Source organism: Pseudogracilibacillus sp. SE30717A, assembly GCF_037071985.1.
Lineage (GTDB): Bacteria > Bacillota > Bacilli > Bacillales > Amphibacillaceae > Pseudogracilibacillus.
On the sequence record NZ_JAXHDF010000001.1, the window covers coordinates 296663 to 321902 of the forward strand.

The following is a 25240-nucleotide window of genomic DNA, read 5'->3' on the forward strand; positions in this document are numbered from 1 at the left end:
TTGGAGTATAGACCATCCCGCAATGGCCTCATTAAACTTTACTTGAATCAATTTCACAATTCACTAAGTCGAGCACAGATCCGAATATTCTTTAGATTGCAGAAATACATCGATTTCTACTACAGGTGGTCGCTTTCACCACAGGCATAAGAGCGACATCAGGTCAAGCAACGTTAGCGCTTTGCTTTCTCTGTGTCTCCTTTACCGCGGGCGGTGCCCCGACGAGGAGTATGCCGACGTTGCCCGCAAAGGGCGTTGTTAGTTGGCCTTCCTTGACTATTTCCCTGTGAGTCTCACCGATGCCTTTTATCCCGCAGGAGTCGCCACCTTTCGTTTCAATCTTAGTAATGTGTTGTTATATATATGAACTATTAGTAAATAATTTGGTTATTTGTTCGGATTTTCTATTAGAATTAGTACTTATGAAATTCATTCATTAAAGAAAAAAACTTATCATCTCCGTGTATTGATCAACTCTTTGTCTGAAATAACAAGTTTCTTTAATCTAACCGGACATTTATTTATCTATCTTTTTTAAAATATCTACTTTTACGCACCTTGCTGCTGGCTGATTAATAAGACTGAAAAATACTTTCTCCCCTCTGGGGTAATGATATGCAATACTTCCTTGTCTTCCTGCTCATTATTTTCAAACTCTATATATGCGCCGTTCAAATTTTCAGTAACCTTTGTAATTTTATATCCTTTTTGAATCAAAAAGTCAATTTGGTCTCTTTCTTGCAAAAATATTTTATATTCACTCATTGCAATTCCACCTTTCACAATAAAAACTACAAGATCCTATTAATATATGACTTTTTATAACTTGAGTTTTTTTCAGTTACGTACGTCTATTCCAACAAATATATGAATAACCTCCTTTTCATGACATACATCCATTCAAGATTAATTATGTTAGAACCCGCGCTCTCTTAACTACCTCAAGTCAATTAACTAACTTTTGTATCTTCCTTCTTCTCTACATCAATGACCCAATCTCTCCCTACAGTAGTTCCTAAATACTTTTCGTCACTAGGGTCTTCTAGTTCCGCTTGTTGATATTTTTTAAACCACCAGTGTTTGGCTAAAAAGTAATATGCGACCCCTGCGACGATACATCCAACAAAGAAGGAATATGTTTGGAATAATAATGCGACTCCTCCACCCAATATAAATGAAATCATGCCTGCCCAGTTTATTCCATGATGAAAGCGATATTGACCATCACCCTCATATAAATCTGGTACATTTAATCGACGCTTACGAATGATATAATAGTCAGTAATAATGATTCCTACTGTTGCAGATAAAATAGCGCCACTTATGATTAAGAATGGTATAATCACATCGAGAATGGCCCATGGTCTCGACAGCACAGCGATAGCACCGGCTATAATTACTCCGAGAAAATAAGGTACTTTAGGTCCACCAATATTAGAAAATACAGTTGCGGCAGGCACAACGTTTGCTGGTGTATTCGTTGACCACTGGGCAAACACAATCATTAGAAACAAAACGGCTAAAACAATACCACTAGTTGAAAGTAACTTTATTGCGGCAACAGGGTCATAGTCACCTACTGCAATATAAGCAATAGCCCCTATTGCAACTACAAATGTTTGGACAATAGGCATAACAATGATACTACCTACCCACATACCTTTATTTCGCTTCCACCAATTTCTTTCAAACCTTGGTGCTGTTACATATCTAGAGATATTCATTAGGTCATTTGCCAAGGTTGCCCAGTATCCCATCGTCCCAGTTACTATTAACATAAAGGCAGTAAACATTAAGCCTGCTGAAACAGGTTCTTCAATCCACGTCCATACATTACGGTCAATGGAGGCTGCTTCTTTACCCAAAATCACATACATCCAAATTGCTATGATGATAACTGTAGGAGCGGCCAAATTAGCAAAACGTTCAATTGCTTTAATTCCTAGAATTGTATTCGTTAATTGAACTGCAATGAATACGATGAAACAGATAAACCAATTATCAAATCCCCAAAATATATTAAATATAGCGTTCATAGCCGTCGCACCAAAATAGGTGTTAATCCCAAACCAAATAGACGCTGTTGTTGCCCTAATCAAGGCAGGAATATGTGTACCAACGGTTCCAAAAGGAGCACGGATATATACCGGGAAAGATAAGCCATGTTCAATCCCCACATCCGATGTAATTGTCATAAAAAGCCCTATTAAAATACACCCCACCATGGAAGCGGCCAAGACCCAGAAAAGCGAGAGGTTCGCCATACCTGCTCCCCCAAGTGCAAAGGCTGAAATTACGATAGCCATACCTACCCACATCACACCAAATCCAAATGTGCTAACTACCCTTTCTTTTTGGGTAGATGGAAGCAAATCGGGGGATTTTAAATAATCAGTATTCTTCATAACCATTCTCCATTCTTTCATTATTTTTTAACGAAGAACATTTCATTTTCTTCCTTTCAATGACCCTCTTCAATGGAGATATGCACTTATGATGAGCTCACGAGAAGAAAAGGATCCAAAAATAATTGGACAGTTCTTTTATTTATGTTGCGTGTTGGCGATAAAATAAAAGATATTTTTTACCTAAGCTCTCATGTTCCTAATGATTAACTTTCTTTCATTGAGACACTCCCTTCTATAATTTTTTAATATTCTGAATAATTTACCCGTAAACATTTATCCAGCTATATAAAATGGAGGGAGAAGATAATATCTCCCCCACTTCAACGTAAATATAGTTAGATCGTGTAAGTTCTGTTATCTGTTCTGTAATTCTCACCGTATTTAGCACGCTTTATATACTGTCCAGCGCCTAATTTACCGACAAATCTTTTATCTCGAACAACAAATTCACCTCGAGAAAGAACGGAAACAGGCTCACCTGTTATTTTCATTCCTTCAAAAGCATTATAGTCAACTGCCATATGGTGGGTATCAACAGATATTGTTCTTTCAATCATTGGATCGAAAATAACAATATCCGCATCTGCGCCGACTGCTATTGTTCCTTTTCTTGGATAGAGTCCAAATAATTTAGCAGCTCTCGTTGAAGTAATATCAACAAACTGGTTTAAAGAAATCCTGCCTTTTGTAACCCCTTCTGAGAAAAGAATGCTAACTCGATCTTCAATCATCGGTCCGCCATTTGGAATTTTAGAAAAATCACCTTTTCCAAGATCTTTTTGCCCTACGAAATCAAATGAGCATTGGTCAGACCCAATTGTATGGAGTTGACCCGTTTTTAATGCGGTCCACAGTACGTCTTGGTTCCACTTTTCTCGTAAAGGAGGAGACCATACATATTTAGCACCTTCAAAATTTTCCCTTTCTAAATAGGTTTGATCCAGCATTAAATACTGCGGACATGTTTCTCCCCATATGTCAATTCCATTATCTCTAGCTTCCGCTATTTTACTAACAGCTTCTGCACATGTTACGTGAACAACATATAATTGCGAATTAGCTAAACCGGTGAATGTAGCTGCTCTTTCTGTGGCTTCCCCTTCAATTTCCGGTGGTCTAGTTAATGCATGATAAATAGGATCTGTGTTTCCTTCTTTTAAAGCTTTTTTAACCAAATGATCGATTACATCCCCATTTTCGGCATGCACCATGACGAGTGCTCCAAGTTCCTTTGCTGCAATCAGTGTTTGGAAAAGTGTTTCATCGTCAGCCTGCAGTACATTTTTATAGGCCATAAATACTTTAAATGATGTAATTCCCTCATTATCAATTACAGAAGGAAGTTCAGCTAATACAGCATCATTCACTTCCCCGATCATTAAATGAAACCCATAATCGATAACTGCCTTTTCTGATGATTTTGCATGCCAAGTTTCAATGGCGTCTTTTAAAGGCTCTCCTTTATTTGTTAAACAAAAATCAATTATCGTAGTCGTTCCTCCAAAAGCAGCCGCGATCGTACCTGTTTCAAAGTCATCTTTTGTTACCGTCCCACCAAAAGGCATTTCAAGATGAGTATGTGGGTCAACCCCGCCGGGAAAAACGTAATGGCCAGTCGCATCAACTACTTCTGTATCGTTAAGGGTCAGATTTTTTCCTATTTGGGTAATTACACCATTTTCAATTAATACATCTGCCTGATATGTATCAGAAGCGGTCACAATTGTTCCGTTTTTGATAATTTTCTTCATTTTTCTCACCCCTTGGAAAGTTTATCTATGACATTCACATTACTAGAAGCCATACTTAAAGCAGCCTGGCGTTCATTCCACGTCATTGCCGGGAGTTCACTTGGGATTTCAATCATATCGATCGCACCGTCAACTGGACAGACAATTACACATAGATTACATCCAACACAGTCCTCTTCTCTGACCCTTAATATGTCATTTCCATTTTCATCTTTTAACATATCAATACATTGATGAGATGTATCTTCACAGGCTATATGACATTTGTTGCAATTAATACAAATATCATTATTTATTCTTGCAACAATCTCATAGTTAAGGTCAAGATTACCCCAATCTGTATATTTTGGAACAGATTGGCCTACAAGGTCCATTGCTGATGATAAGCCTTTGTCATCTAGATAATTTGATAATCCTTCGATCATATCCTCGACAATTCTAAAGCCATGGTGCATTGCTGCTGTAGCAACTTGAACAGTTGTTGACCCCATCAACATAAACTCAACCGCATCTTGCCAATTGGAAATTCCACCTATGCCTGAGATCGGTACATTTATTAGTGGATTTCTAGCACACTCTCCAACCATATTTAGTGCAATTGGTTTTACTGCTGGGCCACAATAACCACCATGTGATCCCTTCCCTCCTACATGAGGAATAGTGTTCCATGTGTCAAGATCAACTCCTGCCAAGCTGTTAATCGTGTTAATCATACTAATCGCATCGGCTCCGCCATTTTTAGCGGCTTCAGCTGTCACGGTAATATCTGTTATATTAGGCGTTAACTTAACAATAACAGGAGTTTTTGCAGCTTCCTTAACCCAGTATGTCTGCTTTTCTACTAATTCGGGCACTTGCCCAGATGCTGAACCCATACCACGTTCAGCCATTCCGTGTGGACAGCCAAAGTTAAGTTCTAATCCATCTACTCCCACTGCTTCAACTCGCTTCACAATTTCATGCCATTTATCTTGCTTTGGCTCAACCATTAATGAAGCAATAATTGTATGATCCGGATAAAGTTTCTTTGTTTCATAGATTTCTTTTAAATTATCTTCTAAAGGACGATCTGTAATAAGCTCTATATTATTAAAGCCGGCAACTTTTTGCCCATTAAAGCTTACTGCTGCAAATCGTGATGTAACATTTAAAATTGGGTCACCTAACGTTTTCCAAACAGCTCCACCCCATCCCGCTTCAAAAGCGCGTTGTACTTGATAGCCTGAGTTCGTTGGAGGAGCGGAAGCTAACCAAAATGGATTAGGCGACTCAATTCCAGCTAAATTCACCCGTAAATCTGCCATTTAATTACCTCCTGTACTTTATATGTTCATTTGACTAAAGAGCCCTTTACATGCTCATTGCTAAAAGATAAAAGGCTACTTCCATCTTTCTAACTGATTGGATGTAGGCTATACCGTTGGGGAAACATGGCTAAACAACTTTTTATGAATTGCATAAGCAGTTTCTTTCCCTTGTTGCGCAGCAGAAACGACCATTGCCTCTCCTTGATTTTTTCCAAAAATGACGTCTCCACATGCAAAAACCTTATCATTTGATGTTTGAAACGTTTCTGAATTTACTTGAACTACACCACCCTTATGGTCGAGACCAAATTGTTCAATGAGATTAACATACCTCGATTGACCAATCGCTTTAATAACCGCATCAACTTCTAAAGTAAATTCTGAGCCTTCGATTGGCACAGGTCGACGACGCCCATCTGCTTCAGGTTCTCCTAACTCCATTTTTATACATTCAATTCCTGTAACGCGACCTTTATCATCTCCAATAATTTTTGTTGGAGTTGTAAGCCATCTGAATTCGACTCCGTCCTGCTTGGCGAATTCATATTCAAAATCATATGCCGTCATTTCTTCAATCGTACGTCTATAAAGTATTTTTACATTTTCAGCACCTAGTCGAACAGAACATGTAGCTCCATCAATAGCTGTATTCCCAGCACCTATTACGACCACTTTCTTACCGAGTAATTGATTAGTAATTGGCTTTGTCTTTGTTTCTTTTACAAATTCAATCGCATCGTACACACCATCTAAATCTTCGCCGTCAATTCCTAAATTTGGAACACTTGACATCCCAGTTGTTAAAATAACAATATCGTAATTTTCAAGGACTTCTTCCACTGATATATCTTTACCAACGGCTGTATTCGTACGAATTTCTACATCTAAACTTTCCACTTGATTTACTTCCCAAAAGGATATTGCTTGAGGAAGTCTAAATGAAACAATACCATACGTGTTTAATCCACCGGCCTGTTCTTCTGCTTCAAAAATAGTAACTGCATAACCTAATAGACCGAGTTCCCTTGCTGCAGCCAAACCAGCCGGACCACCACCTACAATTGCAACTGATTTCCCATTTTTCTTACCTGGTTTAAATAATATTTGTTCATTTTTGATTGCCCAGTCAGTTGCATAACGCTGTAAATTTCCAATCATAATCGGAGTCGTAGAGTGATTGAGCACGCATGCTCCTTCACATAGTTCTTCTGTAGGACAAACACGAGCACAACTAGCTCCTACTGCGTTCTCCATCATAATTGTCTTTGCTGAACCTTTTAAATTACCCGAGGCAATCTTTTTAATAAAAGTGGGAATATCGATTCCTGTTGGGCATGCTGTAATACACGGAGCATCATAGCAATAAAGACATCGATTAGCTTCCTCGACTGCTTCTTGATTTGTTAATCCTGGATCGACTTCCTCAAAGTTTTTACTTAAATTGTCGAATGAAATTCTGGACTTTGTAAGATTGCTCATACATTCAACCTCCTCGTATAAGATGTTAGGCATGGTGATTGCCTATTCATAATCTTCCTGTATATATTCTAAAACGTTCATTGATATATCTGGAGAGGGTAAATTATTAAAACAAATGTTCACCTCCTAGTAGGTAAAAAACATCATACGATTATTGCCGTTATAAAAAACCCTCTATCTTTTAGTGTGCCAGCTAGAAAAATCTCTGAACGCTAGATTGAATGATTAACTCTGCTATATCTTGGATGTTAATTATCTTTGTTTTCAAGGATTGAAATATGTAGGAATGAAAAGGAAAGTTGGATTCCTTGATCAATGTTGAATGTTTAACTTAGAAGTAATCGTGAAGTCAATAAAATAAAACGGAAGCTCTGAATATAATGTAAGTACTTAGTAAGAGGTCGTTTATGTTTATACTATCTTTATTCGATTTTTTTACCTATAATACCTTTTTGTATAGTTAGAATATATCTTATATTCAAATTATTTGTATTGCATTGGACAAAATGTTAAATTAAGATACCGCTTTCATTTACATTATGATAAACATATGAGTAGGAGGGGGATTTAACATGCCTTTAATAGTGAGAGATATTTTGAAAAGACCTTTCTTTAAAAATACTAAATTATTAGCAGGACAAAAAGGACTAGATCGTGCAGTGAACTGGGCTCATATTGTTGAAGTAGCTAAATTTGGTCATTTGTTAAATGGAAATGAAGTCATTTTAACAACTGGACTAGGATGGGCAAATAATGAAGAGAAAAGCTTATCGTACTTACAACAATTATTAGACTACAACGCTTCAGCATTATGTATAGAACTGGTTATACATGTCAATTCACTTCCTCAAAAAATGCTCGACCTTGCCGACCAACATCATTTTCCGATCATTGGATTTACAGAAGAAGTCCGATTTATTGATATTACAAAAGATTTACACGAATTGTTAATAGGTTATCATGAAGATATTTGGTGGGATTTAGAACGACTATACAATGAGTTAAATATGGAACTACTTTCTAATGGTAATGTGGGTGACTTCCTAAGAATTTTACATAAAAAAACGGAAAAACAAATAGCACTAAATTACGACAATCAATACCGTTTTTTCCCTTCTCTTTCTAAAAAGCAACAGTATCGATGGATTAACATTCTTGAAGCGAATGAAAATAACACATATTTTGAACAGCCAATCAAATTATTCAGCAATAAAATTGCATCCTTATACATGATTGAATCAAATTATAAGATAACTCAATATGATGAATTAGCTATGAAAAGATGCAGTGAAATCCTTGGACAATATTTTTGGAAACACCATCAACAAAAAGAAGCACATCGAATGAAGAAAAACGAATGGATAATTGATGCAATTGTAGGTACACTTTCTCATGAAGAAATCATTTATAAAATACGTCAAGAAGCTCCCGGTATATTACTGAAAGAAGCACTTATTGGGGTGAAGCCTTTCCATAAATCATTACTTCGAAATGAAGGGAACTCGGGGTCCGAAACGGTTCTTAGTATGCTCTTACGTCCCATTTTACTACATGCCGGATTTCAATTATTAACCGTACAAGATAATACAATAAACAATTACATTCTATTGTTAATCAATCAACAATCTGGCAAACTATTAGAACGGCTTGAAGAAGCATTAGAGACAGTTTATAAAAATAATAATGATCCTCTTATTCGAAGTGAATTACAGTGGATCAGTTTTGGAAAAGTAATTGCTAATTATGAACAATTGGGGAAAAGTTATCATACGGCTCTTTCCACATTAAACTATCAGCAAAACATCGAAGTGTTAGAAAAGCCTTTTTATGAAAACTTGGCGATATATCGTCTAATTGACCAAATGAATGACAAAGAAGAAATAAAGGAAATGATCCAAGACTATATTGGACCATTATTAACCTATGACCGAGAGAAAGGAACAGAGCTGTTAAAAACATTACAAATATATTTGAAAAATCTCGGTGCTAAAAATGAAACAGCCGACGAGTTACATATCGTACGTCAAACACTGTATCATCGTTTAAATAGAATTGAAACCCTTTTAGGTAAAGACTTTATGAGTTCAAAGAATCGCCTCATGATTGAATTTACTATTCATGCTTTAAAATATGTAAAGCTTTAAAAAATAAACTGCCAGTACGTATCATTTTCGACAACAATAAAGAGCACCTGAAAAGGTGCTCCATACCATCAACTATTATTATTGAATAAATAGTTCATAATCCCTTCAAATGCTGATACATCTTTTGTTATCAAAAAGACGGGCATTAGCATTAAAGCAAATACAACTGCTAAGTAAGATACGATCCATTTAACAAAACCTCCAGCAACTGTCTTCATATAGCATCGCCCCTTTCTGAATTGTAGTAATATTCTAATATAATTCTTTTTTAAACGCAATAGTTTGTGTCAAATTTGTGAACTTCTTTTAGGTGGTAAAAGTGTGTTAAAATATGGCTAAAATTAGGGAGGTTATTCTATTGCCAACTTTTCGGTTTTTTACACTTCTTTTCTTAATCATTTTATTGGCTGCTTGTTCTACTTCCGATCGTCAAGCAACTTCCTCAAGTTCAGCAAATCACAATTTTACTCATGATTTACATCCACCATTTATTAGCTCGAACACAAAAAATCCAAATACCAATATTGACTTTTCATCTAGTAAATTGGAGAAAATTTACTTTGCAGGTGGTTGCTTTTGGGGTATTGAAGCGTATTTTCAGAGAATATATGGCGTTTTTGATACTGCTTCTGGCTACGCAAACGGATCAGGTTCTAATCCCACGTATAAAATCGTTTCCAGTGAAAAAGAGGGCTTTGCGGAAACGGTTGAGGTAATTTATGACCCAGAACGAGTGACTCTAGAAGAATTGTTAGCTTATTTTTTTCTTGTTATCGACCCTACAATGCTTAATCAACAGGGTAACGATATTGGAATTCAATACCGAACCGGAATCTATTATATGAATGATCAGCATAAAAGAATAATTGACCATGCTGTACAAGTTGAACAAAATAATTATGATAAACAGATTGTCACAGAAGTAGTTCCGTTAGAAAATTTTTACTTAGCAGAAGAATACCATCAAGATTACTTAGCTAAAAACCCAAATGGATACTGTCACATCGATTTAAGCATTTTAGACAGTGTCAGCATTGATCCTATTAAATATAAAAAACCAAATAAAAAAGAAATTAAAGAAAAATTAACCGAAGAACAATACACGATAACAATGGAAAATGGTACAGAAAATGCGTATGAAAACGACTACTGGGACACATATGAACCAGGGATTTATGTAGATATTGTAACTGGGGAACCATTATTCTCTAGTAGCACAAAATACAATGCTGAATGTGGCTGGCCAAGTTTTACAAAACCAATCGATCCAAATGTCATTACGTACCACGAGGATATAAGTGAAAATATGACACGTACTGAAATAAGGAGCAGAGTTGGTGATATTCATTTAGGTCATGTCTTTGAAGACGGACCGGAAAGCGAGGGCGGAAAAAGATATTGTATTAATAGTGCGGCTCTAACATTTATCCATGTGGACGAAATGAAAGAAAAAGGCTATGGACATTTGGTGAACCTTGTCGAATAAAAAGAGCAAAACATTATTTAGCGTTTGATCAAAGAATTAAAAAATGTCAGTAACAAATTTGGAAAGGTACAAATCAAATTAAATAGGATTAAATGTTAATAAAAAAATCGTATAGATGAAAAGGGGACGTTTATGTATAAAGATAAAGAATTAGCAATAAGACCTGTTGAAGGTAGGGATTTATCCCGGCTTTGGGAATTGATTTATAAAGATGAAGCCCCCGAATGGAAAAAATGGGATGCTCCGTATTTTCCACATGAGTCTATTCCTTTTGAAACATATATGGAAACTGCCACCGATTTAATTAATAAAGATAATTTCTGGGTAATCACTGTTGATGAAAATGTCTGTGGAATAGTTTCTTACTACTATGAGGATGCCGAGTGTAAATGGTTAGAATTTGGCATTGTCATCCATGAAGGGCAAAATTGGGCAAAAGGTATCGGGACACGTGCTTTAAAATTGTGGATTAACCATCTGTTTGAATCTCTCGATATTCGAAGAGTCGGACTCACTACTTGGTCAGGAAATGAACGTATGATTCGTGTAGGAGAAAAGCTCGGTATGAGATTGGAAGGGCGGATACGACAAGTTCGTTTCTATGAAGGAAATTATTATGATTCGATTCGAATGGGAATTTTACGAGAAGAATGGAATGCAATTTCTAAGTAATTATTTCTACTTAGATATGAAAAGAGGAAGCCGGGACAGAAATAAATTATCAACTGAAAAGGCGAACAATTTGTTAGTTTAGCGTAGGAAATATACGTAGACTCCTACGGGAACAGCACGAGTCCGAAGATCCCTGTAGCGACTCGAAACGAGGAGCTACAGAAGCTAAGGTCGTGCCCGTGGAAAGCGAAGTATATTTTCAAAGCTATAATACCTCTAGTATTGTTCGTCTTTTGTTTAAATAAAAAATACTTTTGTCTCAGTCTCCACTTTTGTTTATATATTCAATAATTCACGCACATCTTCCTCTGAGAGGCTCGTTAACATTGTTTCACCAGGTTGTATTACCTGATCAATTAATTCTCGTTTCTTTTGCTGTAATTCATAAATTTTCTCTTCAATCGTTCCTTCTGTAATAAACCGAATAACTTGAACAATATTTTTCTGTCCAAACCGGTGTGCACGACCAGCCGCTTGATCTTCAACTGCAGGATTCCACCATAAATCATACAATATGACCGTATCCGCACCAGTTAAGTTGAGTCCTGTTCCACCCGCTCTCAAGGAGATCAAGAATACATTTTTCTCACCATTATTAAATGCCTCACTCATTTCTACACGCTCTTTGGATGGTGTCTGCCCATGTAAATAAAAGTACTCGACTCCCAACTTATTCAGCTCTTGTATGATTAACTGATGCATCGATGTAAACTGTGAAAAGATTAACATTCGTTTTCCACTATCCAGCATTGTTTGCACTGTTTCCATTAATTCATCCAGTTTTCCCGAGCGGCCTTCATAATTTTCAATAAATAGAGAAGGATGACAACATAACTGACGTAATCGGGTAAGGCCTGCTAAAATTTTCATACGATTCTTTTGAAATTGATTGCCCTTCAGTGAAGCAGAAGTTTCTTCCTGTAATTGTTGCAGATAACCAATATATAATTCCTTTTGTTCTTTTGTTAACTCAGATATATGGACAGATTCAATTTTTTCAGGTAATTCTTTTAATACGTCCGTTTTCACTCGGCGCAAAATAAATGGACGAGTTAACGTACTAATTTTTTCACGATCCATTTGTCTAAACTCGGATTGGCTTGGCAAAAGGCCCGGTAAAATCACTTGAAAAATCGCCCACAATTCATCAATAGAATTTTCAATAGGTGTTCCACTTAAAGCAAACCTTTTTTCAGCTTTTACATCTCGTATCGCACGAGATGTTTTCGTAAAATAATTTTTTATATACTGTGCTTCATCTAAAATTAATGTTTGAAAAGAGATGTCTATATATTGATTAATATCTTGTCGAACTGTCCCATAAGAAGTAATCCAAATATCCATATCCCGAGATTCTTCGATGATTTGCGCCCGTTCTTCGGGTGAACCGCTAACAACAGCCACTTTTAATTCAGGGGCAAATTTTCGACATTCATTTCGCCAATTATAAATAACTGACGAGGGAACAACGACTAAATGCGGTTTATCACTAGGCTCAGAAAGTAAGTAAGCAATTGTTTGTAATGTTTTTCCAAGCCCCATATCATCTGCAAGTATTCCACCTAAATGATACGAACTTAATGATTTAAACCATTGATACCCGGTTTCCTGATAATGTCTTAATTCAGCTTGTAATCCATCAGGTAACTCATAAACTTGCTCTTCTGGAGATTTTAATTTATTGAGCAATTTTTGAAAGGATGGTTGGTAGTTTATTTTAGTACCTTCCAGATCATCAATTTGCATACCTCGATAAGCAGGCAACATTACTTTACTATCCTGAAAATCTTCTTTTCTAATTTTTAACTCTTCAAAAAGTCTTCCTACTGCTTCATATTTTTCTGTTTCTAACGAAATAAGAGCTCCACTATTTAAACGATAATAACGTTTCTTTTCAATGACCGCTCCAAAAAGAGCCGTTACCTCATCTTCGTTAACACCAGATATATCAAAACCAATTTCAAGTAAATTGGAATCCCCTTGAACGTTTACAGTAGCACTAGGGATTGGTTCATAATCAATAATTAAATTTTGAATATCAGTTGTTAAAAACAGTTCTACATATGAATCTAATTTTGGCAAAATAGTGTATAAGAAGTCATATACTTCTTCATCATCTTCCATCTTTAAATATAATTCTTTTCCATTATAATGAAAATTCGACTGTTCAATTAAATTCATTATATGTTGTTCTTTACGAACATCGCGAATAATTATTTGTTTCTCTTTCTTTTTGGTAAATGGTTCTAGCTCAAACGGCCCGTAATGATACGTAAGTTGACCAACAATCACATTATTTTCTTCATGTAAATATAGTTTTGCTTGTAAAGGGTATTCAATAATGTCTTTCGCGATCTCTTCCTCTATATTAATATCAGAGGCCTGCTTAAGTACTGGCAAAGCTTCCGAGAAAAATGTATCTGCATTCTCATGTGAAATAGGAAGTTCATGATTCCGAATGCCAAGTCGTCTAATCTGACGCATCACATTTAATTGGCTGTCTGTCGGGAAATAAAATACTCCTTCTTGGAAGACAAAATTATATTCTGGAAAATACTTTATTCCTTCAACACCATTCATTTTTAACAACAACTGTTTATCCTTATCTTGGTTTACTGAAAAAGAAACCGGAAATTCATTTTTTTTAATTTCAATTTCCTGATAATATTGGTTACCAATTTCCACTAGTAAATTTCGTTCTTTTATTTTCTCCAATAGTTGAAAAAAAGACATTGGAGGAATGAGAAACTCTCGTCTATCATAGGCGTTCTCCACATCATAACTGCGATCTGTAAACAGATCTCCTGTTTGAATAAACTCTTGAAGTGTTTCTAGAATGTCCATATCCTGTTTTAAAAAATAATAGCTATCCGGATCGTAACTGAAATTTTTCGTAAAATAGTGTTCTTCATGCTGTAACACATGCTGTAAAAATTCTCGAACACTTCGAATCACATAACAATGATCAATTCCTGTTTTCAACTCTAACCATATTTTGTTCGTCTGGTCCAACTTTAAATAATACTCCACTTTCATTGGTGTTTTATCAAGGATTTTTTCCGTTGTTGGCTGACTCTCACCTAAAAGAATCCCTTCTATAAACTCATGTGTATCTTGAGTATTCCAATCTCTAATGGATCGTTGGTTAGCTATTTCCAACATTACCGCCGCAAGATGCTTACATGAATGATGCGTATTAAAGGCCGGACATTCACAATACGTTCTAATTCTTCCTTCATTCAGTTTAGTTAAATCAACTTCAACATAATATAGTTCCGACCCTTCTACCTCAGCAAACCAAGCTTCAGAGTGTTTATTATAACTAAGTCCCAGTACTCTTTTTTTCTTATAATAAATCAGACCTTGCTCATAAATATGAGCAGAAAATAATCGTTGAACTTGATTTCGACTAATTGTTTTCACTGATTGATACCTAACCTTTATAGTTTTTTTTACATAGACCGGATTTGCCGCCTACCAGATAAAACGATAAACAGATAATAAACAAAAGCGAGAAATACCGAACCTGCAGAAACAAGATAAATGATTCCATAACCATACATAAATGCTAGCTGTCCAAAAATCATTGCTCCAATCCCTACTCCTAAATCAAAAAAGGAAAAAAACGTTGCATTTGCCATCCCTTTTCTATCTTGCGGTGCTTTATCGACTGCCCATGCCTGTAAAGCTGGCTGAACTGTACCAAACCCTAACCCATACAGGGAACCTGCGATAATCAGCGTCGTCATATTTGGAAGCCATGACAGTAATAGCATTGCAATAAAAATTAAGATCGTTCCAGGTGGAATAACAAACAAATCTCCTTTTTTGTCATAGATCTTACCTGCGAAAATTCGCGATAACATTAAAAAGAGAGCATAAAAAATGAAATAAAGTTGAATACCGCCAATATCTTTTTCAGCAGCATAAAGTGGGAGAAAGGAGGCAATCCCTCCAAAAGTTAACGTAATAAAAAATAATAAGATCGATGGGTTTATTGCTGTTTTTTCAATCACATCAAATCTGGCAATCTTTGTTTTATGTGGAGATTCATCCACTTTTTTATACTTAATATTTAATGCGAGTAAAAAAGCGATAAGCCCGAGCCCGGCACAGAGTAAAAATAATTGCGGAAAAGAAAGCACACCTGCTAAAGTCAATCCCAACGCGGGACCAATAGCTAAAGCCATATTTCCAGACAACCCGAAATATCCCATTCCTTCCCCACGACGTTTCGGTGGGATCAGATCAGTAGCAATCGTTCCGGATGCAGTAGTGGAAAACCCCCAACCGATCCCTTGAATAATTCGCATTACGATTAAAAGAGCCATTCCAGTAATAAATCCAAACGTACCGACAGAAATGACAAACAGAACTAAGCCAAATAAATAAACTGCACCTCTACCTTTCGTTTCAAGTGCATGGCCGGCATAAGGGCGAAATAGTAATGCAGAAAACGTAAAGATTCCTACAATTATACCAATAATTTGATCACTGCCCCCGAGTTCGTTAATAAAAATCGGAAGTGTTGGCAATGTCATTTGAAAACCTAAAAAAATAAAAAAGTTCGCAATCCAAATGAATGCGAAATCTTTGGAAAAAATTTTGTTATCATTGAAACTCTCTGCATTCGATTTCATGTAACTCCTTCCTTTCCTAAATAATAGTATACATGATTAAAAAACCATTTTGAAAGATAACAACTTCAATTAACAAATATATCCTCTTAAAAGGAAGGCTAAAACTTAAGAAACCATTCTCACTCAAATCTAGGCGATTGCAAGACTTAAGATAGAGAGGCAGCGCGAGAATATTGTAATTTGAACAATAGTATGCCGAATGATGAGATAGTCAATGATCCAAAGTAGCAGTAAGCTCGCTTAGTCGATTTCCGCAATATAGCACATGAGTAACAGAATGAAATTCTTTCAATCATTAGTTCAGATGGCAATGAACACTGAGAGAAAGAAATCAGTTCGTAACGGAAAGCGACAAGGCGTATTTATCTGTTCTTTAAAACGGGTAGCGCTGTTATAATTCGTCTTCCGCCGATAAAATTGCCCAACCCGCCGATATAGACATTCACACCGCCGTTATTAGAAGGATTTCCGCCGATAAAACGGATAGCGCCGTTATCAAAAGTAGCACCGCCGATATTTTATAACAGCTGAATGAATAATCTATATTGCTTTACCACCTATTTAAAATGTTGTAGCACAGTCTAAGATGTTATTTTTTCTTTTTACTAATAACTCCGCAAGCTACTCTTTCTCCCGCATTTCCGGCTGGTTGTGATACATAATCATCTGGATTAGAATGAATCATCAGAGCAGTTCCTTCATCAGTAAATAATGAATTAGGTTTCCCTTTCTCCAATGTAATTTGATTATTAATTACTAACTGCTCTACAATCCCATCTTCATTTACTTCTAAATTTTCCATGTCACCTGCATGAGGGCCCCTAGGATTATCGAATCCATGTTCTTTCCCTTCAGGATTATAATGTCCCCCGGCAGACTCGAAATCAGGTGTTTCGCAAATTCCTTTTTCATGGATATGAAAACCATGTTCACCTGGGATTAAATGATGAGCATTAACTGCAATATGAACTCCATCTTCATCCTCGACAAATGTGGCTGTACCAACTTCTACTCCTTCTTGATCCATTAATTCTACCTCAAAAGGTTTTACTTCGTTACTCTCTTTATCCACTTCAATCGCTTCATCTTGTTTCACTTGTTCCCGCATTTCAGGCTCTTTCGGTCTATGTTGACAAGCCGCAACTATAAGCACTGCGATGAATAATAAAAGATATATACGATATTCTTTCATTTCTTACCCCTCCTATTTAATTACCTAATATCATGTTAGACAATCTGCGTAAAATTAAACATTTTTATAAATATGTAATTGACTTCTGTTTATACTGGTCATATACTGTATATAATGATATAAACAGTATAACAGTTGGAGGTATTTAAATGGAAACGTGGAAACAAGCGCTATGGTTAGCAAAGTTTGAACTTAGAAAGTCTGCTGTTAATATTTTCTCATGTTGGATTGTTCTTTCTATATTCGCCTTTATTTACTTAACTAGTTTCAAAAACTATTTAGAATCAAATTACGTCGGGTTTGATATTTTCTTTTTGTTTATATTTATTTTTGCGCCTTTTTGGTTACGTCCTAAACATTTTCAATATAAAAAAATAAGCGGTCATGTTTATGCCTCATCGACCTTAGTGATGCAAACTCAATTGCCTATTCCCAAAATAGCACTTGCAAAAAGTCGACTGCTCATTTATATAGCTTACTTTCTTCCTTATACATTAACTGCTTTTACTTTTTATTACTTACTGGATAGTTCGTTTCGAGCTCAAATTGATCCACAAACGTATATTATTTTTGTCCTTATCTGGATCTGTTACGGCCTGTATTTTGGAATTTCTTTACCTGCCAGTGATGCTGGAGATTTTATGAATACTAAGACAGTCTTTTATTATTTTTTATTGACTTTTGCAATCATTATGGCCCTATTTTTACTTTTTTATCTTGTATTTGGATATGGAATTGTCGCTTGGACTCTTATGTTAGCCCGAGAATGGCCGATCCCAACTATTTTTATTTCCGTTCTCTTGACTACGACCAGCTGGAAATATTGGATATCTCATATGGAAAAATCAATAAAAAAATTAGACTATTACTAAGGAGAGTGATCTCATGTCGGCTTGGAAACAAGCATTTTTGCTTGCAAAGTTTGAACTAAAGCATTCATTGAAACAATTCCCGTTATTAGCTCTTGGGTTTATCGTGATTTATTTATTGATCACCTCAATTAGTCCAAATTATTTTAAAGAGGCAACGATGGGATTAGACTTTTTCTTTACCCTGACATTTAGTGGATTTCTTTCACAACTTGCTCGACCAAAGGACTTTCAATTGCAAAAATTTAGAAGTATTCAGTATGCTGCACCCTTTCTTACTGCTTTAAACAAATTAGCAATTAAACAAGAAGTGATTGTTAAATATCGATTTATCACTTATTTTGTTCTATTGCTTTTATCAAATGGCCTGATGCTGATTCTTCTTTATCCGTCCTTTCAATCGGTAATGACGTTACATGCTTATATTGCATTTTCAGTAATGTGGTTTTGTTTTGGAATCTATATTGGATGTGTTACACCTGCTTTTGAAATCAGCTCCAATTTAGGTTGGAGTATCTTTTATGGATGTTTTATTGGATTTGGTTTATTCCTTTTCTATTTGTTCGCTTTTTATAAATGGTATAAAAACGGGCTCATTACCTGGACGATAGATATCGCTAGTCAATATCCGGTTATTTCTATTATTGTTTCACTTATTCTTTCTATTATCGGTTGGAATTTTTGGATGAAAATCATGCTTAATAAAGTGAAAAAGACAGATTACTTATAAAGGAGGCGGAAGAAGTGAAACTACCTATTCAATTATCTAAAGATTCACGAGAGCCAATTTATCATCAAATTGAACAACAATTAAAAGCACTAATTGCCGGTGGGCATTTGTCGGCTGGAGTTGCTCTGCCTTCTATCCGTGTCCTATCAAAAGAATTAGAGGTGAGTGTTATTACGACGAGAAGAGCATACCAAAACTTAGAAAACGATGGATTTATTAAAACAATTCAAGGTAAGGGAACCTTTGTTGCAGAATTGGATACCTCTCTTAAACAAGCAACAAAAGAGGCTGCCGTTTTTGATGTATTTCATCAAGCAATAGAAACAGCGCTTAGCTATGACTATACAACAGAACAGATTGAGGAAATATTCCAAACGACATTACAGAAAACAGAAAGGAGAAACTAATCATGAATAACTTTCTTTCAATAAAAGACGTTTCCAAAGAAATCGATAATTTTAGTCTCGGACCAATTAATTTAACCATTGAGCCGGGAACAGTAACAGCCTTAGTGGGCGATAATGGATCAGGGAAAAGTACATTATTAAAGATGATTATGAATCTTGTAAATGCTGACTCGGGAACGATTGAAGCATTTGGTCAATTCATTCATGAACAAAAAGAAGATTGGAAGAAGTTTATTGCCTATCAGCCACAGACAGTAATCGGTTTCGATGCCTTTTCAGGTAATGACTTAAGGGAGCTTATTTCACGCTGGTACCCGAACTGGGATCAGAAGCTATTTATCCAAATGGTCGAGGAATTGAAAATTCCATTAGATAAAAAATTTATTAATTTATCCCAAGGTGTACAACAAAAGTTAACTTTAGCACTTACTCTACCAAGAAATACTAAACTGTTAATCTTGGATGAGCCAACAAGTTTTATGGATATTCCTTCAAAAAATTTAATTATCGATATACTTACGGAATGGATGGAAGAAGAAGATCGTTCGATTATTTTAGCTAGCCATCAAGCTGAAGATATTAAAAAGCTTGCAGATTATATTGTGGTGTTGCGCAGCGGAAAACAATTGGACACTGTAGAAAAAGACGTACTAGTCGAAAGATATCGTAAATATTGGTTCCCTAATAAACTGCAAGGCTCACCTATTCCGGGAGAGATTTCGCGATCTGGGAATGAAATTATTTCAAATGACGCTATTCTTACAGAAAAGTATTTTATAGAGCATCATATGCAACCAATAAATAATTCTGCGTTGGAACTAGAGGAAATTATTACATTACTCTTATCATAAAATGAAAAGAATAACTTCTACAAAACTAGGTTCAGTTACGGGAGAGAAATAAGCAAAAAACATTGAAATAGCACCTTAATAGATAGATATTTTGACAACAAAATATAGCACAAAAATTCTCTGTGCTATTTTTGTTGTTATTTCATCTGAGCGCGCCCTTTTGCTGAATCTTGTCTTATATTTCTTGGATCATTTCTACTCTATTGCCAAAAGGGTCCCTAAATTCAAATCGATCATAACCTGGAATAGGTATTCCTTCAATTACTTGAATATCATTTTGTTCTAGCACACTTTTCCAGTATGAAATATCATTTACCAAATAAGCTAAATGCGCCTTTGTTGTTAATCTATCAAAACCATCTTCGGTACCTACGTGAACCTCTCTATTCCCGACCTTCAACCAAAATCCTCCACGCCCCTTAAGTGACTTCGGCTTTTCTATTTCTTCTAAGCCTAATACATTGCAATAAAACTGTTTTGCTTCCTTTTCTGCCCCATTCGGAATAGTTATCTGTGCATGATGCAATCCAAGAATCATGTGAATCCCTCCTATGTATTAATAGCTTGACTGTAACACTATAAAATAACTTTTCTAAAAAAATGTTTTGTTTATTGAATTCATAAGAGTGACAACGGCGATCGATTGTCGAAATGTTAAAACTCACTTTTATAAGGCATGGTTCTATTATTAAATAAAACTAATAAGAGTACTTTTTAATTTACATACTACGTGAGAAATCCAACAAGCAAAATGTTGCAATGGGAACAATACGACCGACAGCAGATTGGGAACTGGTTCGGAATTACACCGATTGGAGAATGTCGGAATGAATGAATACAAATCAATATTTTTTATTTGAATTACAGCTACCTTTTCCAATACTGGGTTAAACCAACCATTTCCGAAAGGATACGTCAATCGTAAATTCATCTTCATGAACATCGGCAACTACTTTACCGTTTTGTTTATTAATCAGCTGTTGAACAATATGCAGGCCTAATCCGAGCTGCCCTCCAGTTCGACTAGTATCCATCCTAAATGTTCGATCAAAAATTCGATGGAGTTCTGTACGATCAAACTCATCAATATCATTGATTACTCTTAACCGTATATAGTCTTTTTCTTCAATCAAGTTAATGGTTACATAGCTTTTTGCATACCGCAACGAATTTTGAATAATGTTTGTCACAATTCGATTTGTAGCTTTCTTGTCAGCAAAAATAGGAGAAACGGGAGTTTCATCTACATGGATCTTTAACTGATTTTTTTCAAAATCATTGTAGAATAGTAGCATAGCATCTACGATAATTTGATCTAAAAACTGCTGTTCCATGATCAGTTGCTTGTCAGTTGAGTCAATTTGTGAGAACTCATAGAATAAATCGACCATCATGGTGAGATTGTCAATTTTCCTTTGAATAATAACTAAAAACTCTTTCCTTTCTTCCTCAGATAAAGTGGGGTCATGTAACATTTCCGAAAATCCTTTCATCGATGTTAAAGGCGTTCTAAAATCATGAGAGATATTTGTTATTTCTTTCTTTAGACGTTCTTCTCTCTTTTGCGTGTGTTGTTGATCTTGCTTGAATAAATGAATAAGCTGATTGATTTTCGTAATAAATCGAATTAGGCTTTTACTATGCGTATTTGTGCGAACCAATTCATTTGTACCGAAATTTTCTATGATTTCCTCTAATTGTTTCGTCATCCTTCTAATATCCCAATGAAAGAGCAGAAGCATCCCGATACAAACAGTTAATAGAAAAATCAAAATAATGATTATCAACCAGCTACTCACTTTCATTCATCCTTTCTTCATCAATCAATATTCTGTTTGGCGAATCCTTTTACCCCTATTAGTAAAGAAATTACTGAAACCAAGATACCGGTAACCCAATGACGATAATCGAATTGAGCAGAATTATTCATAAAGCTCATTAAGTTTTCGTTTAATAGCGTACTTGGATTATAATCAAACAAAGTATTATCGAACAGTATGTATAACAGATCATCAGAAAAAACATAAATGAATAGGAATATGATAATGATATAGACTTCACTGACCTTAAGCATTTTCAACGTATGAATCATAAAAAATCCACTGAGCACAATCGGTATCATGTTTGAACTAGCTATCAAAAAATTGCTAACTGACTGTTCTTCACTAGCAAATAGATTTTCTCCTAATGCAATGGTTAAGAGCAAACCAATTACACATTGCAACAGAAAGTAACTTAAAGTTAGGATAAGCTTTGACCAAAAGATCGTGTGCCGAGAGACACCAAAGGATACAAATTGTTTGATTAGAGACATATCCTTCCCCGTGAGAGCCGAATTAAAGAGTAATCCTACAATCATAATTAGTAGAGTTCCACTAATTACGTTCGAATAAAAAAACATACTGGTTGCATAAGGGAAATTGGGATCCAGATGTTGAGAATAGTATAAGACAACAGCTGCTGCAGCGATTAACAATAAACAAATCACACTCGTTATATAAAGACCTTTTTTACGGAGCAAACGATAATGTTCACTTTTCATATAATTAATCATTTTAGTTCCCCCTCCACTAATCCTAAGAAGTACTCTTCTAATTTCAGTGCTTCTATACGAAATTCCATCACTAACACATCATTGTCATTGAAGAGTCGATTGATTTCGCCACCTTCTTCTACATGATTTTGGATAGTGATTATTTGATCAGGAAGGATTTTATACTGAATATCACCATATGCTTGCTCTAACAACCGTGCTGCTTTCGCTGTATCATTAACTTTAAGACAAATTTGTTTCTTACTTTTTTCATCTAAAGCCTCTTTACTTAAATCATCGACGATTACACCATTCTTGATAAATACAAAGCGTGTTGCCAGCAATTGCAGTTCAGTTAAAATATGACTTGAAACTAAAATCGTTGTTTGTTTTTCTTGGTTTAGCTTTAATAATAACTGACGAATCTCCATAATCCCTTCAGCATCCAACCCATTGATTGGCTCATCTAGCACTAAACAATCTGGACTACTTAGTAGACAAAGGGCGATACCTAATCTTTGCTTCATTCCCATGGAGTATTCTTTAAACCGTTTCTTCTTTTCATTTGCTAAATCAACAATTTGTAAAACCTCATAAATACGTTCTTTCTCAGCAATGCCTCGTTGAATTCTAAAATACTCTAGATTTTGTGTTGCAGTAAAATCCGGGAAAAACTCAGGTGTCTCTATCATGAAGCCCATTCTCTTTTTGGCTTGAGCTAATTCCTTACCTGATTTGCCAAATAGTTGAATGTCTCCTGCAGTTGGAATTAATTGTCCCGAAAGCATTTTAAATATAGTTGATTTGCCAGCACCATTCTTACCAATTAATGCACAAATTTCTCCTTTTCTTAAAGAGAAATCTAGAGGTTTAATAACTTCTTCTTTTTTAAAGGTTTTCCTCAATTGATACGTTTGAATAATGGTATCCATCTTTCGACCCCTTCGCTAAATTTATTGATACATTCAGTTTAGCTTAGATGTCTTTAATATCCCTTAAACAAAACATAAAGAAATCATAAAGAATTAAACCAGCATAAAGCCGACTCCCCATATCGTCTTTATATACTCGTCAGAAGATATTTGGGCAATTTTTTTACGGATATTTGAGACATGGACACTAATGGTATTGTCATCGCCTAAGTAAGTCCCTTTCCAGATTCTTTCATAAATCTCCCTTTTAGAAAAAGCACGCTCAGGATGGCTTACAAATAAGGATAAAATATCAAATTCTGCATTCGTTAATTGCAGCTCGTTTTTTTCTAAAGATACAGTTAGTTTTTCTGAATTAATTTCCAGTCCACGCCATACTTTCACCGCCGTTTGTATTGGATGAGCATTTGATTTTCGTAATTGAACTTCAACTCTAGCTATAACCTCTTTTTGATTAAACGGCTTGGTTATATAATCATCTGCCCCCATTTTTAATACATGTACTTTATCTTCTATATCAACCTTGGCTGAAATCACAATAATTGGAATACCGCTCTTTTCCTTAACCTGTGTTATTAATTCTTCCCCACTTATACCTGGTAACATCAAGTCCAATAATATTAAATCGTATGTATTTTGTTGCAGCTGTAGGAGACCTTCTGTACCGGAATAAGCGACAACCGAATCCATACCTATTTTTGTTAAAATCAGGTTCAATAACTTACTAATTTCTTGATCATCTTCAATAATTAAAATTCTTTTACCTTTACTCATTTTTATCACCCGTCTTTGAAACATTTCGTTCTGAATTAATTACTATTGATTAAATAATTATAGCTTATTTTGTTCGATCAAATGATTAGAATGTTGACCGAATCATGAGAATAGAAAAAACGACTGGTATTTTACGTTACATTAAAAAACCCGATTTGAAAAAAAGATTATCAAAACGGGGCAATCTATATTTCATATCTATAGTGATCAAATATATTTATCCAAATAGTTTTTTCTAAGTTTACATTACCTGAAAAATCTTACTATGCTATGGGGTTCTCTTCTTTCTCCAAACTATTAATTATCATTAATCCTAATATTGCATTTCTTTTTTGGTATTACGTTAACACTCATCCTTGTCTGGACATGCTGCCTTTAGACAGCATTCGATTTTTATCTTAGTTACCTTTGGTAGATCACTTTCTCCTTATCCCGTCTTGATGTATTGGTAAGTTACACGATATTTTAAATGACTCCCGCGGTTTAAGACACGTTTAAATGATCTTTTTTCTCTTCTTTATAAAAACTCGTCAGTATTGTGTATCCTAATAAAATTTGAAAAAAATGCATAGTTTTTCCTGACAACATCATCTTATTAAAAAACCCACCGGGAATTGACAAAAAATGCAGCGGAGCATCGATTGAAAAAACAAGAACAGTATAATAACTAAGATAAAATGCTGGCAAACCAATTACTAAAATCTTCCCTAAGTTTAGTTTCCATTTTCCACGTTTTTTATGTTCATTGAGAATGTAAGACGTACCGACCAACATCCCGAAAAGGGGATATATAATAGTCATTGAAATTATGTATGGAAACATTTGAAATGTTTGTTGTGCATGTTCGCTTAATCGAACATCTAATACAGCTAAAACAAAAATCGTTAGAAGTAATACAACAGCATATAGAGAAATCCATCTTTTTTCTTTCCATATTTGCATATCTTCAATACCTCCTTAATTTTTGAAGGTGCCTCTTATTTCTACCCTATCATAAAATACCCTTCTTTTGTAAACATTTTCCAAAATATATAAACAATTATACGCCCTTAGTCTTATTCCTTT

The 25240-nt window shown here is 35.2% G+C and carries 22 protein-coding genes; 7 read left to right on the plus strand and 15 right to left on the minus strand.

The genetic code is table 11. The features are described from left to right. Nucleotides 1–549: 549 nt before the first annotated feature. From SPD48_RS01340 to SPD48_RS01360, 5 genes are all read right to left on the minus strand, one after another. Entirely contained in the window at nucleotides 550–765 is a 216-nt protein-coding gene (locus SPD48_RS01340; protein ID WP_336256248.1) for a hypothetical protein, read from the minus strand. Nucleotides 766–950: 185 nt separating this feature from the next. Then, a complete protein-coding gene (locus tag SPD48_RS01345) occupies nucleotides 951–2405 on the minus strand; it encodes an NCS1 family transporter (RefSeq protein WP_336256249.1) in 1455 nt (484 codons plus the stop codon). A gap of 338 nt (nucleotides 2406–2743) precedes the next feature. Further along, nucleotides 2744–4159 (minus strand): dihydropyrimidinase, encoded by a 1416-nt coding sequence (gene hydA, locus SPD48_RS01350; RefSeq protein ID WP_336256250.1) that lies wholly within the window; start codon nucleotides 4157–4159, stop codon nucleotides 2744–2746. 5 nt (nucleotides 4160–4164) lie between these two features. Further along, nucleotides 4165–5463: an NAD-dependent dihydropyrimidine dehydrogenase subunit PreA gene (preA, locus tag SPD48_RS01355; protein ID WP_336256251.1), complete on the minus strand. Its 1299-nt coding sequence runs from the start codon at nucleotides 5461–5463 to the stop codon at nucleotides 4165–4167. A 108-nt stretch (nucleotides 5464–5571) separates the two neighbouring features. Further along, nucleotides 5572–6945 (minus strand): NAD(P)-dependent oxidoreductase, encoded by a 1374-nt coding sequence (locus SPD48_RS01360; RefSeq protein ID WP_336256252.1) that lies wholly within the window; start codon nucleotides 6943–6945, stop codon nucleotides 5572–5574. A gap of 572 nt (nucleotides 6946–7517) precedes the next feature. Between SPD48_RS01360 and SPD48_RS01365 the strand changes: the two genes are divergently transcribed. Then, the gene (locus SPD48_RS01365) at nucleotides 7518–9089 is read left to right on the plus strand and encodes a PucR family transcriptional regulator (protein WP_336256253.1); all 1572 of its coding nucleotides are present in this window, start codon (nucleotides 7518–7520) and stop codon (nucleotides 9087–9089) included. A gap of 68 nt (nucleotides 9090–9157) precedes the next feature. On the opposite strand, the gene SPD48_RS01370 is transcribed toward SPD48_RS01365, so the two are convergent. Continuing rightward, nucleotides 9158–9307, minus strand: a complete 150-nt coding sequence (locus SPD48_RS01370; protein WP_336256254.1) for a hypothetical protein — start codon at nucleotides 9305–9307, stop codon at nucleotides 9158–9160. Nucleotides 9308–9447: 140 nt separating this feature from the next. Between SPD48_RS01370 and msrA the strand changes: the two genes are divergently transcribed. Both msrA and SPD48_RS01380 read left to right on the plus strand, forming a co-directional pair. Beyond that, nucleotides 9448–10575, plus strand: a complete 1128-nt coding sequence (msrA, locus tag SPD48_RS01375) for a peptide-methionine (S)-S-oxide reductase MsrA (RefSeq protein ID WP_336256255.1) — start codon at nucleotides 9448–9450, stop codon at nucleotides 10573–10575. Between the two features lie 132 nt (nucleotides 10576–10707). Continuing rightward, entirely contained in the window at nucleotides 10708–11247 is a 540-nt protein-coding gene (locus SPD48_RS01380) for a GNAT family N-acetyltransferase (protein ID WP_336256256.1), read from the plus strand. Between the two features lie 276 nt (nucleotides 11248–11523). Here SPD48_RS01380 and SPD48_RS01385 read toward each other — a convergent pair whose 3' ends face one another. The 3 genes from SPD48_RS01385 to SPD48_RS01395 all read right to left on the minus strand — a co-directional run bounded on the left by SPD48_RS01385 (nucleotide 11524) and on the right by SPD48_RS01395 (nucleotide 17079). Then, nucleotides 11524–14670, minus strand: a complete 3147-nt coding sequence (locus SPD48_RS01385) for a DEAD/DEAH box helicase (protein WP_336256257.1) — start codon at nucleotides 14668–14670, stop codon at nucleotides 11524–11526. A gap of 29 nt (nucleotides 14671–14699) precedes the next feature. Then, nucleotides 14700–15887: an MFS transporter gene (locus SPD48_RS01390; RefSeq protein ID WP_336256258.1), complete on the minus strand. Its 1188-nt coding sequence runs from the start codon at nucleotides 15885–15887 to the stop codon at nucleotides 14700–14702. 589 nt (nucleotides 15888–16476) lie between these two features. Beyond that, nucleotides 16477–17079, minus strand: a complete 603-nt coding sequence (locus tag SPD48_RS01395; RefSeq protein WP_336256259.1) for a superoxide dismutase family protein — start codon at nucleotides 17077–17079, stop codon at nucleotides 16477–16479. A gap of 149 nt (nucleotides 17080–17228) precedes the next feature. On the opposite strand from SPD48_RS01395, the gene SPD48_RS01400 reads away from it, so the two are divergent. Genes SPD48_RS01400 through SPD48_RS01415 form a run of 4 tightly spaced genes read left to right on the plus strand, consistent with a single transcriptional unit; the run spans nucleotide 17229 to nucleotide 19936 of the window. Further along, entirely contained in the window at nucleotides 17229–17951 is a 723-nt protein-coding gene (locus SPD48_RS01400) for a hypothetical protein (RefSeq protein ID WP_336256260.1), read from the plus strand. A 13-nt stretch (nucleotides 17952–17964) separates the two neighbouring features. Beyond that, a complete protein-coding gene (locus SPD48_RS01405) occupies nucleotides 17965–18678 on the plus strand; it encodes a hypothetical protein (protein ID WP_336256261.1) in 714 nt (237 codons plus the stop codon). Nucleotides 18679–18692: 14 nt separating this feature from the next. Further along, nucleotides 18693–19085 (plus strand): GntR family transcriptional regulator, encoded by a 393-nt coding sequence (locus tag SPD48_RS01410; protein ID WP_336256262.1) that lies wholly within the window; start codon nucleotides 18693–18695, stop codon nucleotides 19083–19085. A gap of 2 nt (nucleotides 19086–19087) precedes the next feature. Further along, a complete protein-coding gene (locus SPD48_RS01415; RefSeq protein WP_336256263.1) occupies nucleotides 19088–19936 on the plus strand; it encodes an ABC transporter ATP-binding protein in 849 nt (282 codons plus the stop codon). A 175-nt stretch (nucleotides 19937–20111) separates the two neighbouring features. Here the strand turns inward: SPD48_RS01415 and SPD48_RS01420 are convergent, their stop codons facing one another. The 6 genes from SPD48_RS01420 to SPD48_RS01445 form a co-directional block, all read right to left on the minus strand. After that, complete coding sequence (locus SPD48_RS01420) at nucleotides 20112–20474, minus strand: VOC family protein (RefSeq protein WP_336256264.1); 363 nt, start codon at nucleotides 20472–20474, stop codon at nucleotides 20112–20114. Nucleotides 20475–20823: 349 nt separating this feature from the next. Further along, nucleotides 20824–21741, minus strand: a complete 918-nt coding sequence (locus tag SPD48_RS01425; RefSeq protein WP_336256265.1) for a sensor histidine kinase — start codon at nucleotides 21739–21741, stop codon at nucleotides 20824–20826. Nucleotides 21742–21755: 14 nt separating this feature from the next. Next, the gene (locus tag SPD48_RS01430) at nucleotides 21756–22490 is read right to left on the minus strand and encodes an ABC transporter permease (RefSeq protein WP_336256266.1); all 735 of its coding nucleotides are present in this window, start codon (nucleotides 22488–22490) and stop codon (nucleotides 21756–21758) included. Next, nucleotides 22487–23401, minus strand: coding sequence for an ABC transporter ATP-binding protein (locus SPD48_RS01435; RefSeq protein WP_336256267.1), 915 nt, complete (start codon nucleotides 23399–23401; stop codon nucleotides 22487–22489). Before SPD48_RS01435 ends, SPD48_RS01430 begins: the two co-directional genes overlap by 4 nt. Nucleotides 23402–23494: 93 nt before the next feature. Further along, entirely contained in the window at nucleotides 23495–24175 is a 681-nt protein-coding gene (locus SPD48_RS01440) for a response regulator transcription factor (RefSeq protein ID WP_336256268.1), read from the minus strand. 483 nt (nucleotides 24176–24658) lie between these two features. Next, complete coding sequence (locus SPD48_RS01445; protein ID WP_336256269.1) at nucleotides 24659–25117, minus strand: hypothetical protein; 459 nt, start codon at nucleotides 25115–25117, stop codon at nucleotides 24659–24661. Between the last annotated feature and the right edge of the window lie 123 nt (nucleotides 25118–25240).